We start from the raw sequence: 15,997 nt of genomic DNA, 5'->3' as shown, positions 1-15,997 counted from the left end.
CGACCGCCTCAGTTGTGCGGCACGACCGCGACCGGGCAGTCCGCGTGGTGCAGGACGCCGTGCGCCACCGAGCCGATCCGAGCGCCCACGGCGGTACGGCGCGCGCGGCGGCCCACGACCATCAGCTGGGCCCGCCCGGAGACCGACAGCAGCACCTGCCCGGCGCTGCCCATCTCGACATGCTCGACGACATGGACGTCCGGGAACCGCTCCCGCCACGGCCGCAGCGCGTCACCCAGGGCCTTCTTCTCGTACGGCTCCAGTCCCCCGGCCTCGTCGAGAAGCTTGAGGGAGCCCGGGCTGTAGGCGAACAGGGGCGGCAGGGTCCACGCCCGTACGGCGCGCACGGTCGCGCCGCGCGCCGCGGCGGTCTCGAAGGCGAACCGCAGCAGTGCGGCGCTGTCCTCCTCGTCGCCGTGCTGGCCGACGACGATCTCCCGCCCGGCGGCCTCGGCGGACGGCTGGTCCCCGGACCGTACGAGGACGACGGTGCTCGCGGCGCCGGCGATCACCTGCTGGCCCACGGAACCCAGCAGGAACCCGACGACCGCGGGGCGGCCCCGGGATCCGAGGACCAGCATCTCGGACTCGGCCGCGGCGGCGGTCAGCGTCTCGGCGGGCCCGCCGTCGAGGACGTCGGTGGCGACCTCCAGGCCCGGGTGCCGTTCGGTGACGGACCGGGTGGCCTCGGCCAGCCCTTCGCGCGCCCACTGGGCCTGGGTGTCCGGGTCCCCCGCGTCGATGGCGTCGTGCGGCTGGAACCGCCAGGCGTGCACCACCCGCAGCGCGAGCCCCCGGCGGACGGCCTCACGGGCGGCCCAGGCCAGCCCCGCGAGGCTCTCCTGCGAACCGTCCACCCCTGCGGTGATCGGGCGCGTCATTCCGGCTGCCTCCTCGTGTCACGATCACATCCGTGGGACCAGTCTTCACTACGCTGCGGCCATGGCATTGCAGTGGGAACAGGTGATCGTGGACGCGGCCGATCCCGGGGCCCTGGGACGCTGGTGGGCCGAGGCCCTCGGCTGGGTCGTGCTGAACGACTCGGCCGACGAATACGAGATCCGCCCAGAGAAGGACCGGCTGCCGGGACTGCTCTTCGTGCCGGTGCCGGAGCGCAAGACGATCAAGAACCGTCTCCATCTCGACTTCCGCCCCGACGACCGGGACGCGGAGGTCGACCGCCTCCTCGCGCTCGGCGCACGCCGCGCCGACGTGGGGCAGGGCGACCAGCCGTGGGTGGTCCTCATGGATCCCGAGGGCAATGAGTTCTGTGTGCTCGGGGCGCGCCGAGGCTGACACCGGCAGGGTCAGGCATACCCGCGCGAAGCAGGGCGATCGAACATACGATGGGCGGGACCGGGCCGGTGACGACGGGGATGCCGTGCCCTGACATCGGACTCTCGGGGTGGGAGACGTATGACACAGGCCGCCGAAGCAGCGCGGACCGTCATCCTGACCGTGGACGACGACCCGGGAGTCTCCCGGGCGGTCGCCCGCGATCTGCGGCGGCGCTACGGCGCGTCGCACCGGATCGTGCGGGCGGAGTCCGGCGCGTCCGCGCTGGAGGCGCTGCGTGAGCTGAAGCTGCGCGGTGATCTCGTGGCGGTGATCCTGGCCGATTACCGCATGCCGCAGATGAACGGCATCGAGTTCCTGGAACAGGCCCTGGACGTGTACCCGGGTGCGCGGCGGGTGCTGCTGACCGCGTACGCGGACACGAGCGCGGCGATCGACGCGATCAATGTCGTGGACCTTGACCACTACCTCCTCAAGCCGTGGGATCCGCCGGAGGAGAAGCTCTATCCGGTCCTGGACGATCTCCTTGAGGCGTGGCGGCGCAGCGACTACCGACCGGTGCCCAGCACCAAGGTGGTCGGACACCGCTGGTCGGCGCGGTCGTCGGACGTCCGGGAGTTCCTGGCCCGCAACCAGGTGCCGTACCGCTGGTACTCGGCCGACGAACCCGAGGGACAGCGGCTGCTGGCCGCGGCGGAGCAGGACGGGCAGCGGCTGCCGCTGGTGATCACCCCGGACGGGACGCCCCTCATCGCTCCCGAGGCACCCGAGCTGGCCGCGAAGGTCGGCCTTGCGACGACGCCGACCGCCGACTTCTACGACCTGGTCGTCATCGGCGGCGGCCCGGCCGGCCTCGGCGCGGCCGTGTACGGGGCGTCGGAGGGGCTGCGGACCGTGCTGGTGGAGCGGTCGGCGACCGGTGGGCAGGCAGGGCAGAGCTCCCGTATCGAGAACTACCTGGGCTTCCCGGACGGTGTGTCGGGCGGCCAGCTCACCGACCGGGCCCGGCGGCAGGCGGCGAAGTTCGGTGCCGAGATCCTCACCGCGCGCGAGGTGACGGGTCTCGAGGTCTGCGGCGCCGCACGGATCGTACGGTTCTCGGACGGCTCCGCGGTCGCCGCGCACAGCGTGATCCTGGCGACCGGCGTGTCGTACCGGCAGCTTCAGGCGCCGGGCTGTGACGACCTGACCGGATGCGGGGTGTACTACGGATCGGCGCTCACCGAGGCGCCCGCCTGCCAGGGGCAGGACGTGTACATCGTCGGCGGCGCCAACTCCGCGGGGCAGGCGGCGATGTATCTGTCCCGGGGCGCGAAGTCCGTCACGCTGCTGGTGCGCGGCGAGTCGCTGTCGACGTCCATGTCGCACTATCTGATCCAGCAGATCGAGGAGGCACCGAACATCTCGGTGCGCGCCCGCACGGTCGTCGAGTCCGCGCACGGCTCCGACCACCTGGAGCAGCTGACGCTGCGCGACATCGACAGCGAGCGCACCGAACTCGTCGACGCGCAGTGGATGTTCGTGTTCATCGGCGCGGCCCCACTGACCGACTGGCTCGACGAGACGGTGCTGCGGGACGGGCGCGGGTTCATCCTGGCCGGGCCCGACCTGACCGCCGACGGGCGGCCACCGGCCGGGTGGGAGCTGGACCGGCCGCCGTACCACCTGGAGACCAATGTGCCCGGCGTGTTCGTGGCGGGCGACGCCCGCGCCGAGTCCGCCAAGCGTGTCGCGTCCGCCGTTGGAGAGGGAGCCATGGCCGTGATGCTCGTCCACCGCTACCTGGAGCAGTCATGAGCGGCCGGTTGATGCCGTGCGAGCCCGCCGAGATCGGGTCGCTGTTCCTGTTCGAGAAGCTCACCCCCGAGCAGCTGGGCCGGCTGTGCAGCGAGGGCCGGGTGGAGAAGTTCGAGCCCGGCCCGGTCTACACCGAGGGCGACCCGGCGACCTGCTTCTACGTCATGGTCGAGGGCACCGTCGTGCTGTCCCGGCGGGTCGGCGAGGACGACGTGGAGGTCAATCGCACCTCCCAGCGCGGGGTGTACTCCGGGGCCTGGCAGGCCTATCTCGGGGACCGGGTGCCGCAGGTCTACAACAGCTCGATGCGGGTCACGGAACCGACGCGGTTCTTCGTGCTGCCCGCCGAGACGTTCGCGGCCGTCATCCAGGAGTGGTTCCCGATGGCCCTGCATCTGCTGGAGGGCCTCTTCTTCGGGCAGAAGAGCACCCAGCTGGCCATCAACCAGCGTGAGCGGCTGCTGGCGCTGGGCTCGCTGTCCGCCGGACTCACCCACGAACTCAACAACCCGGCCGCGGCGGCCGTACGGGCCACCTCGACGCTGCGCGAGCGGGTCGGCAAGATGCGGCACAAGCTGGCCATCATCGCCCAGGGCTCCTACTCCCCCGAGGTCATGGCCAACCTCATCGACATCCAGGAGCGCACTGCGGAACGGGTCGCGAAGGCGCCGACGCTCAGCCCGCTGGAGGCCGCCGACCGGGAGGACACGGTCACCGACTGGCTCGACGACCACGACATCCAGGAAGGCTGGCGGATCGCGCCCACCTTCGTACAGGCCGGACTCGACGTGGACTGGCTCGACCAGGTCGCCACGGCGGTGGACGAGGAGATCCTGCCGAACGCGATCGGATGGCTCAACTACACCGTCGAGACCGAGCTGTTGATGGACGAGATCAACGACTCCACCACCCGCATCTCCCATCTGGTCGACGCCGCCAAGCAGTACTCCCAGCTCGACCGCGCGCCCTTCCAGAACGCCGACGTGCACGAACTCCTCGACAGCACCCTGCTGATGCTCTCCAGCAAGATCGGGCCGCAGATCAAGGTCGTCAAGGAATACGACCGCTCGCTGCCGCGGATCCCGGCGTACCCGGCGGAGCTCAACCAGGTGTGGACGAACCTCATCGACAACGCGGTCTCCGCGATCAACAGCGCGGGCGGCGAAGGGACGTTGGCCGTGCGGACCGCCGCCGATCACGACCGGCTGCTGGTGGAGTTCCGCGACACCGGGATCGGCATTCCGGCGGCGGACCGGGGGCGGATCTTCGACCCCTTCTTCACCACCAAACCCGTGGGCGAGGGCACCGGGCTCGGTCTCGACATCTCCTGGCGGATCGTGGTCAACAAGCACCACGGCACGATCCAGGTGGAGTCCGAGCCGGGCGACACACGGTTCCAGGTGCTGCTGCCCTTCACCTCCGAGGAGGCCTCATGACCGACATCGACGGTATCGACCCCAGCGTGCCGCCGAGCGGAAGCGGGTGTGCGTCCTGCGACGCGGTCGGTGGGTGGTGGTTCCATCTGCGGCGGTGTGCGCAGTGCGGGAATGTGGGGTGCTGTGACAGTTCGCCCGCCAAGCATGCGACGGCGCATTTCCGGGAGACCGGGCATCCGTTGGTGCAGAGCTTCGAGCCGGGTGAGGAGTGGTACTGGAACTACGCGACGAGCGAGTTGTTCGAGGCCGGTCCTGAGTTGGCTGCGCCTGTCAGTCATCCTGCGGATCAGCCTGCGCCGGGGCCTGCGGGGCGGGTGCCGGATGATTGGGCGAAGGTCTTGCGTGCGTAATAGCTCGGGGGCTGAGGTCGCGGAGTGACAGGATGTTCGAATGTCGCAGGCCTCCTTTAGTGCTCCGTTGATCGGGCGGGATGTTGAACTCGCTCGGCTCTCTGCTGTGTTGAAGAGTGCCCGAAGTGGGGACGCTCGGGCCGTCTTGCTCGCCGGGGACGCAGGCGTCGGTAAGACCCGCGTGCTCGATGAAGTCGCCGGGCGGGCCGCCGGCGACGGGATGGTCGTGCTGGTCGGGCACTGTGTTGATCTCGGGGATGTGGGGCTGCCGTATCTGCCGTTCACCGAGGTGCTGGGCGTGCTCGCCGGTGACGAGAGGTTCGCCGGTGTCATCGCCGCGCACCCTGTCGTCGAGCGGCTCCTGGGTGGCGGCACGGACGGGGTCAGTGATCGGCTGCGGTTGTTCGAGGGAATCGCGGGGGTGTTGGCCGAGGTCTCGGCCGTCGCGCCGGTGCTGCTTGTCCTGGAGGACTTGCACTGGGCCGATCAGTCGTCTCGGGATCTGCTGCGGTTCCTGCTGAGTCGGGGGGTTCTGCAGCGGTCGGTCGCGGGGGCGCCCGCACATCGGGTCGCGGTGTTCGCGTCGTATCGGGCCGACGATCTGCATCGGCGTCATCCGCTGCGGCCCCTGCTCGCCGAGCTGGTGCGGCTGCCCGCCGTGGAGCGGCTGGAGTTGCGGCCGTTGCCCGATGCCGAGGTGGCGAGGCTGGTGCGGGCCGTGCAGGAGCGGCCGTTGTCGGACGGCACGGTGCGGCGGATCGTGGAGCGGGCCGAGGGCAATGCCTTCTACGCCGAGGAGCTGGTCGCGGCCACGGATGCCGAGGCCGGTGGGGTGCCCAGCGGGCTGGCCGATGTGCTGCTCATCCGGTTCGAGCAGCTGTCCGACACCGGCCAGCAGGTGCTGCGTACGGCCGCTGTCGCGGGGCGGCGTGTCGAGCATGAGCTGCTGCGGGGTGCCGTGGGCATCCCGGAGGACGAGTTGGAGTCGGCGCTGCGTGAGGCCGTGGGGCGGCAGCTGCTGGTGCCCGGCGACCGGGACACGTACGCGTTCCGGCACGCGCTCGCCCGTGAGGCGGTGTACGCCGATCTGCTGCCCGGTGAACGGGCCCGGCTGCACGGGACGTTCGCGCGGCTGCTCGCCGGGCGTGACCGTCCGGACGAGACGGCGGCCGAGCGGGCCCACCACTACCGCGCGAGCCATGATCTGCCCGAGGCGCTGGCCGCCTCGCTGGAGGCCGCCGGGCATGCGCACGGGATGGGTGCGCCCGCCGAGGAGCTACGTCATCTGGAGGCCGCTCTCGACCTGTGGTCGTCGGTGGAGCCGTCGGCGCGTCCCTCGGGCGAGGGCCACGACCGGGTCACCCTCACCCTGCGCGCGTCGGCGGCGGCCGCCCACGCCGGTGAGTCGCATCGCGCGGTCTCGCTCACCCGCTCAGCGCTCGCGGGCGTCGGCCAGGACACCGACGCCGAACTCGCCGCCCGGGTGCGCTACACCCTCGCCGGCAATCTGCTCGACGTGGACAGCCTGACGGCGGCCTACACCTACAGCAGCGAGGCGCTGGCCCTGATCCCGGCCGAGCCGCCCTCACGGACCTGGGTGTGGGCGGCGGCCACGCATGTCCTCGCGGCACGTCAGGTCGGGGAGAACGACACGGCGTTGCGCGTCGCGCGCGAGGCGCTGCGCATCGCCGAACAGCTCCAGCTGACGGACGCCCGGGCCGACCTGCTGATCTCGCTGGCCGTGTTCGAAGGCGGCGGCCGACGCACGCCGGAGGGGCGGGAACGGCTTCACGAGGCGCGGGAGCTGGCGCGGAGTTCGGGGAACGCGCCGGTGGAGATGCGCGCCCTGTTCCATCTCGCCCTCGGCTGCTTCGAGTCCGGTGACCTGGAGGAGTGTGTGCCCTGGCTGGCGGAGGGGCTGGAGCGCGCCCGGCGCGCGGGACTGCTGTCCGCGCCCTATCCGCTGGCGATGCGGCATCTTCAGCTGCTGGTGCTGTACACGCTGGGCCGCTGGGACGAGTGCCTGAGCGCCGCGGCGGCCGATGCCGAGGTGCTGCCCGCGGCGGGCGGCTACACGGCCGGTCCCGCGCTGTACGTGGCGCTCGCGCGCGGTGACTTCCGGGCCGCCGAGCGGGCCGGTGCCCTGCTCGACGGGCCCTTCGACTGGATGGGCACGCTCGTCGCGGGCATCGCGCTCACCGACGCCGCCGCGCTGCGCGGTGACGCGGAGGCGGCCGTGGAGCGGATGCGGTCCACCGTCGCCGCGCTCACCGACGACGCGGGGACGCTGCCCGACGCCACCGTGCGGCTCGCCGCCCTCGCGCTGTCCGCGGTCGCCGACCGGGCCGTCGAGCTGCGCCTGGCCGGTGACGAAGCGGGGGCGGGCCGCTGGGCGGACACGGCGACCGAACTGGTCGAGCTCGCGCGGGCCACGGCCCTGCGCGGTGAGGACGGTACGCCGCAGGGCCCGGAGGGCATGGCGTGGCTGGCCCGTGCGGAGGCTGAGTGGACGCGGGCCGTCGCCGGGCCGGACGTCGCCGCCGCGTGGGCGAAGGCGGTGGCCGCGTTCGACTACGGCGACGACTACGAGCGGGCCCGGTGCCGGTTGCGGCACGCCGAGGCCCTCTTGGCGGCGGACGACCGTGAGGCCGCGGCCGTCGAGGCCCGCGCCGCCCGGGAGACGGCGGCCCGGCTCGGTGCCGCACCGCTGCTGGAGCGGGTGGACGACCTGATCCGGCGCGGTCGGCTCGGGGGCGGCGGCGCCGACCGGTCCGCCCTGCTCACCGCCCGGGAGCAGGAGGTCCTGCGGCTCCTCGCCCTCGGCCGCAGCAACCGGCAGATCGGCGAGGAGCTGTACATCACCGGCAAGACGGCGAGCGTGCATGTCTCCAACATCCTCGCCAAGCTGAGCGCGGCGAGCCGTACGGAGGCGGTGGCGATCGCCTATCGGGAGGGTCTGATCAGCCACGGGGAGACGGTGAGTTGACCCCGATGGTGTCGCAGTCGAGGGCGTTCAGGTCGACGGCGTCCGCCATCGCCTGCATGCCCTTGTCGTTGGGGTGTATGTGGTCGCCGCCGTCGAGAGCGGGGAGCATCCGCGCCCGGTCGTAGGGGCTGCGCAGGATGCGGTCGAAGTCGGTGACGGCGTCGAACTCGCCGCTTGTGCGGATGAAGGAGTTGACCTCCTGGCGCACGGCCTCACCGGCCTCGTCCCATTCGTGCCAGCCCTTGAAGGGACCGATGGTCGCGCCGACGACGCACTTGCCGGCCGCGTGCGCCCGGTCGATGATCTCGCGGTAGCCCTCGATCAGGTTGTCGGCGGTGACTCCCGTATGGGCCTTGATGTCGTTGACGCCCTGGAAGAGGAACACCGTCCGCACACCGGGCTGGGACAGGACGTCCCGCTCAAGCCGGTTGAGCGCGCTCTGCCCGGGGCCGTCGGCGAGAACCTTGTTGCCCGAGATCCCTTCGTTGGCGACGCCCTTCACCTCCGTGTCCGCCGTGCTCAGACGACGGGCCAAGTAGTCCGGCCAGCGGCGGTTCAGGTCGGAGGTGGACTGCCAGCCGTCGGTGATGGAGTCGCCGAGGGCGACCACCGCGCCGGTGTGCTTGGGGGCGTGCACGGAGACGGCGTCGAGGTAGAACCAGGAGCCGGTCGGGATGGTCCAGGCTGTGCCGCTCTCCTCGGCGGCGTGGTCGCCCTGGGTGGCGTACGACGTCTGCATGGCCATCCAGTGGCCGCTCGCCGGGCCGCCCGCGTCCGGGCTGTGCAGGCTCACGACCAGGTTGGTGGCGGCGGGCAGTCTGCCGGGCAGGGGGTCGCTCCACACGGTGTGGCCCGGCGGCAGGGTGACTGTGGGCTTTCCGCCGAAGGCCAGGCGCCGGTTGCTGCCGGGCCGCAGCTCGGCGCCCTGCTTCTGGAGTCCGGCGTAGACGCTGTCGAGGGTCAGCGGCCGGTCTCCGAAGGCGTTGGAGAGGCGGACCCGGACGCCGGTGCCGCCGACGCTGGTGTGCACGACGAGCCGGTAGCTGCGGCCCGCCACGCCTTCGGCCATACGGTCGGCGCTCGCCGCCCAGGTGACGACGCCGCCCGCCTCGCTCGTCGCCTCGGCGGGCGCGGACTGGCAGGCGGCGACCGTCAGCAGCAGCGCCGCAACCGGCAGGACGGCCCTCACCGCCCTCACCGGGAGAAGTCCTTCAGCGTGACGGAGGCACCGGGCCGCAGCGTGACGGTTCGGGACACTTCGCCGTACGCGATCGTCGTGGTGCGGCCGCCGACGCTGCGGATCCGGGCCTCGGTCGGCTTGCCGTCCCGCCAGCGCAGGTCGACCTCGAAGCCGCCGCGCGCGGGGACTCCCCGGATGTGGCCGGAGGCGGCCCAGGCGTCGGGGAGGGCGGGAAGGAGTTCGATGTGTCCGGGCCGGGAGTACAGCAGCATCTCCACCATGGCGGCGGGGGTGCCGAAGTTGGCGTCGATCTGGAAGATGCCCCGGCCGCGCTCCACCTCGTAGATGTCGAAGAGGTTGAAGGCCGTGCCGTTGCTGCCGTCGACGGAGGGGCGGAGGTTGTTGACGACCAGTTGGTAAGCGTTGTCGGCATTCTTCAGGCGGGCCCAGCACAGGCTGCGCCAGGCGTTGGCCCAGCCGAAGCTCTCCATGCCGCGTGCGGTGAGCAGGGCGGTGGCGCCGGCGACGAGGTCGGCCGGGGTGGAGCCGTCGGGGCGGATGCGGTCGCCGGGGAAGAGGTTGATCAGCGGGGAGAGATGGCGGTGCGTGGTCTCACCCAGGTTGTCCGGCGACATCCACTCCTCCAGCCAGCCGGTGGTCGGGCTGACCTGCGGCAGGTACAGCTTTCTGCGCAGTGACGCGATCGTATCCGCGTAGTCGGTGTCCCGCCCGAGTTCGGCGGCCGCGGTGCAGTAGTTCCCGAACAGCATCCACACGACTTCCTGAGCATAGGTGATGCCCTTGGCGTCCTGTGGGCCGTGTTCCGGGGACCAGTCCTTGTCGTCGACGAGCACCTCCTTGGAGGTGCCGGGGAGGGTGATGGTGAGCAGTCGCGCCTCCCAGAATTCGCAGGCGCCCTTGAGGAGCGGGTAGATCTTCTTCAGGTGCTCGCGTGACCCGGTGTACTCGTAGTGCTCCCACAGGGTGGTGCACAGCCAGGCGTTGCCCGCCGGGTGCCACCACCAGCCGCTGCCGCCGTAGGGGTTGGTGGAGAAGGCGACGGCCCAGCCGGCGTTCTTTCCGCTGGAATTGCGGTAGCGGTTGCGCGGGTCATTGAACAGGCGGCGGGTGAGGTCGTTCCAGGACGGGAGCTGGGCGACGCAGTAGTCGGTGAACGCGTCGAAGCACGGGGACAGGCCCGTGCGGTCGGCCATCCAGTAGTTCATCTGGATGTTGATGTCGGTGTGGTAGTCGCCCATCCAGTCCGGGTCGTTGCCGTCCAGCCACAGGCCCTGAAGGGCCACGGGCAGGCTGTCGCGGGAGCCGCAGATCATCAGGTAGCGGCCGAATTGGAGGTAGGCGGCCTCCAGTTCGGGGTCGGGCTCGGGGTCTCGGCTGCGGGCGTGCAGGCGCTCCCAGGTGTCCAGTTCGCGCTGCTCGGCCGTTGACGTGCCGAGGGAGAGGTCGAGTCGTCCGTACAGGGCGCGGTAGTCGGCGACGTGGGTGCGGCGCAGGGCGTCGGTGGACTCCGCGGCGGCAGCGCGGACCTTCGTGCGGGCGAGTCGCTCGGGCTCGAGTGCGGGGTCGCGGAAGCCGGAGTCGGCGTCGGGCGCGTAGTTGGTCCCGGCGGTGATCACGACGGTGAGGTCCTTGCAGCCCGCGAAGTCGATACGGGTGCCGTTGACCGTGACCTTGCCGCCGGTGCCGCGAGCTTTGACGGCGGCGCCGTAGCGCAGGCCGTTGGGGAGGGTCGCGCCGAACGACTCGGCGGCGGTGGGGTGTTCGCCGTGGGTGCCGGTCAGCGTGATGGAGCCGGTGTGGCGGCCGCCGCCGCTCTGGGTGAAGCGCAGGACGATGACGTCGTCGGGCCGGCTGGCGTACATCTCGCGCCGGTAGGTGACGCCGGAGCGGACGTAGGAGCTGGTGACCAGGCCCTGGGCGAGGTCGAGGGTGCGGCGGTAGCCGTTGACTCCGCCGAGGTCGTGGTCGGGGATGTCGACGGTGAGCTTGGCCAGCAGGGTGAACGAGCCGAAGTCGGAGCGGCCGTAGGGGAACTGGCCGTCCTGGTCGAGGGTGTCGTTGAGACCGCCGGTCCACATGGTGGCGTCGGTGATCAGGAGAAGTTCGCGGCCGGGGTCGTTGCTCGCGAGGGCGCCGATACGGCCGTTGCCGATGGGCAGGCCCTGTTCGATGAGCGAGCCCTCGTCGCCGGGGGCCTGCCACCACAGTTGGTGACGGTCGGCGGGCGGTGGGACCTCTCCGGGGCGGGCGGGTGCGGCAGAGGCTTTGAAGACGGGAAGGGCGGCGAGGGCGGCGGTGAGGCCCGCGGTGGTGAGGACGGTTCTTCTGCTCGGCTCGCTCGGTCTGGTGTCCATGTGCGGCTCCGGGTACGTCCGGGCCGGGGCCCGGCGCACGGCCGGGCCCCGACGGAGGGAGATCAGAGGGACTTCGGTACGTCGATCCGGTCGATGTCCGGCGCATAGCCGGTGCCGCTGTCGAAGGTGACGGTGTTGGCCCCGGCCTTGAGCTTCACCGGCACGTAGACGCTGTTGACGGTCCCCCAGTCGCCGGTGGAGGCGAACTTGTGCGAGGTGCCGCCGCCTCCGTTGGCGGAGACGAGGATCGATCGGGCGTCACCGCTGACGTAGGAGACCTTGATCATGTAGGTGCCGGCCTCGGCGACCACGACGTCGTCGACGGTGACCTTGCCGCCCGTGTAGAGGTTGCCGACCTTGCGGCCGTCGGAGCAGGCGGAGCAGTCGGCGACGGAGGCGTTGCCGCTCAGGGTGCCCGCTTCGGCCTCGTGGGCTGTCCACGCGAGGGTGGTGCCGCGCGGGGTGACGGTGAAGAGGCGGGAGCCGTGCGCGGGGAGGGCCTGGGTGATCTTGTCGGTGCGGTTGCCGAGGTTCTCCTTGTTCCACACGTCGCGCACCGAGGCCTTGCCCTTGAAGCCGAGGGCCTGCCAGTTGGCGGTGACCGAGGCGGGGGCGTCGGCGAGGTTGAACAGGGCGACCGTGTAGGTGCCGTCGGGGTTCTTCGCGGCCCACACCTGCTGCGGGTCGGAGGCGGTGACGGGCTCGGCGGGCGGGGCGCTGCTCTGGTTGATGCCGATGACCTCGCGGTTGGTCAGCAGCGACAGGCCGTAGGAGTCGAGCTTGGTGATGTCGTCGCCGGTGAAGAGGGGGGACTTGGCGATGGCCCACAGGGTGGCGTAGCTCTGCCGTTCGGCCTTGGTGAGGCCGTCCATCTCGCCGTTGCCGACGTTGAGGGAGTCGAGGTCGTTCCAGCCGCCGGGACCCGCGTGGTCGGTCCAGGCGGGGGCGTCGTCCCAGCGGTCGTCGACCGAGTTCTCCCAGGTGACCAGGGTGTTGCAGTAGCACTCGACGTCGGTGTCGATGCGCCAGCCGTTGGAGTACTTCTTCCAGTCCGCGACGTGCCCGTAGTCCAGGGACCAGGACAGTTCCAGGTGGATCGGGCGGCCTGCGGTGTCGATGGCCTTCTGCCAGGCGGCGACGTCGGGGACGTTGTCGTAGTTGTCGCCGGTCTTGAAGGAGCCGGGGCCGACACCGTCGAGCTTGAGGAAGTCGTAGCCCCAGTCGGCGAACATCTGGGCCTGGGAGTCGATGTACTTCTGGGCGCAGGGGTTCGAGAAATCGATCTTGTACGCGCTGTCCCAGCCGTTCGTGGTGCGCAGGTCGGCGTGGACGATGTCGCCGGTCGTGCACCCCTCGGCGTTCCAGATCGGCGTCTTGCCGTCGCCGTAGGCACCCTTCTCCAGGCCGACCGGGAGGTAGATGCCGGCCTTGAGGCCCTTGGCGTGGATGCGGTCGGCGACGGCCTTCATGCCGCTGGGGAAGCGCACCGGGTCGGCCTTCTGCCGGCCGTACTGGTCGTACTGCGACTTCCAGGACCAGTCCATCCACCAGCCGGCGTCTATGTTGACGTATTCGTAGCCGTACTTCTTCAGCTTGGCGGCCATGGCGTCGGTCTGCTTGAGGACGTTCGCCTCGGAGAGGTAGCTGTAGTCGCCCTTCGGGTTGAGGCCCGGGTACTTCGACGACTGCATGGTCCAGCTGGTCCAGCCCATATAGGGCTTGGCGGCCACGGGGGCGGGGGCGGCCGGGGGTGTGGTGGTCTCGGCCCGGGCGCTGGGGACAGCGGCGGTGACACCGGCGGTGAGGGCCAGGACCACCAGGGCTCTCAGGGCGCGTGCGGGCATGACGGAGTACGGGGATGACCGCATGGGTCGTACCTCCACGGGGTTGGTTCAGCGGTTCTGGTGCTGGTGCTGCTGGTCGTCGGCTCGGATGAAGGACTGGATGGCGGTGGCCGCCGCTCCGCGCGCCCACTCCTCGAAGGGCAGCGGGCGGGTCTGTACGTCGCACCGGTCGGCGGAGCCGAACGCGGCCGCGGCGAAGGCGTCGCGGATCTGCTCGGCGAACAGGTCGTGGGCGGCGAGGCCCTCGCCGGAGATGATCACCCGCTCGGGGCCGAGCAGATTGGCCACGGTGGCGATGCCCCGGCCGATCGCCTCGCCGGCGCGGGCGTAGGCCTCCCGGGCTCCGGCGTTGCCCTGGTGGGCCAGCGCCACGGCCTCGGCGGTGTCGGCGACCTCGACGCCGGTGGTCTCGCGGATCCGCCGGACGATCGCGGCGTCCCCGGCGATGGCCTCCACGCAGCCGCGGTTGCCGCAGTGGCAGCGCGGTCCCGCCGGGTCGACGGTGACATGGCCGATCTCCCCGGCCACGCCGTGCGCCCCGGCGACGACCCGGCCGTGCACCACAAGGCCGCAGCCGATGCCGGCGCCGACGGTGACCACGGCGAAGTCGGACAGCCCGACGCCGGCGCCGAACCACTGCTCGGCGACGGTGAGGGCCCGCACATCGTTGTCGACGGTGACCGGCAGCCCGGTGGTCGCGGCGGCGAGTTCGGCGAGGGGCACGTCCCGCCACTCCAGGAACGGCGAGTAGCGGACGACGCCCGCGCCACGGTCCACGTCTCCGGAGACGGCGATGCCGAGCCCGAGGACGGGTACGCCCAGGTCGGCCGCCTCGGTGAGCAATTCGCCGGTCAGTTCGGCGACCGAGGTGAGCACGGCCTTCGGCTCCCGGTCCGGGAGCGGGGTGTGGCGGGCGACACGGATACGGCAGCACAGGTCGGTGAGCACGCCGATGATCTCGTCGCCGGTCACCTTCACGCCGATGAACAGCGCCCGTCCCCCGTCGACGCGCACCGGGTTGGCCGGGCGGCCGAGCGCGGGGCGGGCCGGCTCGTCCACGTCCTCCACCAGATAGCCGGCCTCGATCAGGGGCCGTACCGCCTTGGTCACGGCGGCCGGGGACAGTCCTGCGCGCCGGGCAACCTCTAGACGGGTGAGGGGCCCATGGCTGAGGACCGTGGTGAAGATCTGCGAGGCGGCCGGCGTGTTCGCCGGGAACGTCTCGGCGGGGTGGATCGAGGACATGCCCGGAACCTAGATGGCTTATTTTCCGCCGTCAATAAAAGAAGCAGGATTCGTTCCGGAAGGCCCCGGACGACGATCCAGGACTCCTACCCGGTGATCATTTCTTGTCCAACTGTGCGTCGCCTGTGGCGATCTGACGGGATGCGAGAAGGTTGCCCCGCACGAAACAGGACAGATCACGACGGAAGGACCCGGATGGCCTCAGCAACGGTGGTCAGGGGTACGGCGGCAGCGGCAGCCCTCGCGCTGCTCCTGGCGGTGCCCGCCCATGCCACGCCCCACGAATCCCCCGCGACCGGCGCGGACGCCGCACCGCGCGCCCTGCCCGCCCCCGACATGACGGGGGTGTGGAACGTCCTGCGCACGGTGCGCAGACAGGGAGCGCCCGGTGCGATCGCGCGGATCGACGACCGCAACACGGCCCACTGGGCGGCCCTGGGTGTCGCCGACCGCAGGACCGGGCGGGCCATCAGCAACGCCGACCGGTTCCGCATCGGCAGCGTCACCAAGACCTTCTCGGCCGTCGTCCTGCTGCAACTGGCCGACGAGAAGAAGCTGAAGCTGGACGCGCCGGTCAACCGCTATCTGCCGGGGCTGCTGCCCGACAACCGCATCACGGTGCGCCATGTGCTCAGCCACCGCAGCGGCCTGTACGACTACACCAACGACATGTTCGCGCGGACGGTTCCCGGCTTCGAGGCGGTCCGCGGCAAGGTCTTCACCTACCGCCAGCTGGTGAACCGGTCCCTGAGCAAGCCGCGCACCACGAAGGCGGGCGGCGCGTACTCGTACTCCAACACCAACTTCGTGGTCGCCGGCATGCTCATCGAGAAGCTGACCGGGCACTCGGTGCGGACCGAATTCCGCAACCGGATCTTCAAGCCGCTGAATCTGCGCGACACGTTCTATGTGCACCCCGGCAAGAAGATCCCCGGCCGGTTCGCCCGCGGCTATCTCACCCCCGACAAGGCGGGCGCGGCGTTCGTCGACGCCACCGAGCAGACGGTGTCCTGGGCGCAGAGCGCGGGCGCGGTCATCTCCACCACACAGGACCTCAACACCTTCCTGTCGGCGCTGCTGGGCGGCAAGCTGACCTCCCGGGCGCAGCTCGCGCAGATGCAGCGCTGGGTGCCGGCGGGCGGCGTGCAGTCGTACGGGCTCGGGCTGCGGCGGCGTGATCTGTCGTGCGGTGTCTCGGTGTACGGCCACACGGGTGCCGTCCAGGGCTACTACACCTACGCGTTCACGTCCAAGGACGGCAGGCGCAGCCTCGCGGCGCTGGCCAACACCTCCAACAACGGGACGGTCCTCACCTCGATGCGGGGCACCCTGGAGTCCGCGTTCTGCGGCAAGAAGGCCAAGGCCCGGCATCGTGCCGAGCGCGTCGAGCGGTACGAGGACGTCGCACCGGCGGTGCCCGTGCACCGGAACCGCGACTGAGGGGCGCCGGGCGGGAACCCGAGAGATCCGGTGGACGTTTTCCTGGCA

11 protein-coding genes are annotated in these 15,997 nt (G+C 71.1%); 6 read left to right on the top strand and 5 right to left on the bottom strand.

Annotated features, from left to right (window positions below):
- Positions 1–8: 8 nt before the first annotated feature.
- Positions 9–881 carry a universal stress protein gene (locus IE325_RS27410; RefSeq protein WP_190072747.1) on the bottom strand — a complete coding sequence of 291 codons (873 nt, stop codon included), beginning with the start codon at positions 879–881 and terminating at the stop codon, positions 9–11.
- A 61-nt stretch (positions 882–942) separates the two neighbouring features.
- Between IE325_RS27410 and IE325_RS27405 the strand changes: the two genes are divergently transcribed.
- From IE325_RS27405 to IE325_RS27385, 5 genes are all read left to right on the top strand, one after another.
- Positions 943–1,296 carry a VOC family protein gene (locus IE325_RS27405; protein ID WP_190072746.1) on the top strand — a complete coding sequence of 118 codons (354 nt, stop codon included), beginning with the start codon at positions 943–945 and terminating at the stop codon, positions 1,294–1,296.
- A gap of 120 nt (positions 1,297–1,416) precedes the next feature.
- Positions 1,417–3,093, top strand: a complete 1,677-nt coding sequence (locus tag IE325_RS27400) for an NAD(P)/FAD-dependent oxidoreductase (RefSeq protein ID WP_190072745.1) — start codon at positions 1,417–1,419, stop codon at positions 3,091–3,093.
- Positions 3,090–4,529: an ATP-binding protein gene (locus IE325_RS27395; RefSeq protein ID WP_190072744.1), complete on the top strand. Its 1,440-nt coding sequence runs from the start codon at positions 3,090–3,092 to the stop codon at positions 4,527–4,529. The genes IE325_RS27400 and IE325_RS27395 overlap by 4 nt, the downstream gene beginning before the upstream one ends.
- A complete protein-coding gene (locus IE325_RS27390; protein WP_190072743.1) occupies positions 4,526–4,879 on the top strand; it encodes a UBP-type zinc finger domain-containing protein in 354 nt (117 codons plus the stop codon). The genes IE325_RS27395 and IE325_RS27390 overlap by 4 nt, the downstream gene beginning before the upstream one ends.
- Positions 4,880–4,919: 40 nt before the next feature.
- Positions 4,920–7,865 (top strand): helix-turn-helix transcriptional regulator, encoded by a 2,946-nt coding sequence (locus IE325_RS27385; protein WP_190072742.1) that lies wholly within the window; start codon positions 4,920–4,922, stop codon positions 7,863–7,865.
- Here the strand turns inward: IE325_RS27385 and IE325_RS27380 are convergent.
- The 4 genes from IE325_RS27380 to IE325_RS27365 all read right to left on the bottom strand — a co-directional run bounded on the left by IE325_RS27380 (position 7,840) and on the right by IE325_RS27365 (position 14,509).
- The gene (locus IE325_RS27380) at positions 7,840–9,063 is read right to left on the bottom strand and encodes an SGNH/GDSL hydrolase family protein (RefSeq protein WP_229912069.1); all 1,224 of its coding nucleotides are present in this window, start codon (positions 9,061–9,063) and stop codon (positions 7,840–7,842) included. The two genes, IE325_RS27385 and IE325_RS27380, sit on opposite strands and share 26 nt — an antisense overlap.
- Positions 9,060–11,420 carry a glycosyl hydrolase family 95 catalytic domain-containing protein gene (locus IE325_RS27375; protein WP_190072741.1) on the bottom strand — a complete coding sequence of 787 codons (2,361 nt, stop codon included), beginning with the start codon at positions 11,418–11,420 and terminating at the stop codon, positions 9,060–9,062. The genes IE325_RS27380 and IE325_RS27375 overlap by 4 nt, the downstream gene beginning before the upstream one ends.
- 62 nt (positions 11,421–11,482) lie before the next feature.
- Positions 11,483–13,288 (bottom strand): alpha-galactosidase D, encoded by a 1,806-nt coding sequence (locus tag IE325_RS27370; protein WP_190072740.1) that lies wholly within the window; start codon positions 13,286–13,288, stop codon positions 11,483–11,485.
- Between the two features lie 24 nt (positions 13,289–13,312).
- The gene (locus IE325_RS27365) at positions 13,313–14,509 is read right to left on the bottom strand and encodes an ROK family transcriptional regulator (protein ID WP_190072739.1); all 1,197 of its coding nucleotides are present in this window, start codon (positions 14,507–14,509) and stop codon (positions 13,313–13,315) included.
- A gap of 195 nt (positions 14,510–14,704) precedes the next feature.
- Between IE325_RS27365 and IE325_RS27360 the strand changes: the two genes are divergently transcribed.
- Complete coding sequence (locus IE325_RS27360) at positions 14,705–15,949, top strand: serine hydrolase domain-containing protein (RefSeq protein WP_190072738.1); 1,245 nt, start codon at positions 14,705–14,707, stop codon at positions 15,947–15,949.
- Positions 15,950–15,997: the final 48 nt, after the last annotated feature.

This window comes from Streptomyces lanatus, assembly GCF_014655715.1.
GTDB lineage: Bacteria > Actinomycetota > Actinomycetes > Streptomycetales > Streptomycetaceae > Streptomyces > Streptomyces lanatus.
The sequence above is the reverse complement of the archived record's forward strand: the minus strand, read 5'-3'. Positions and strand labels throughout refer to the sequence as shown.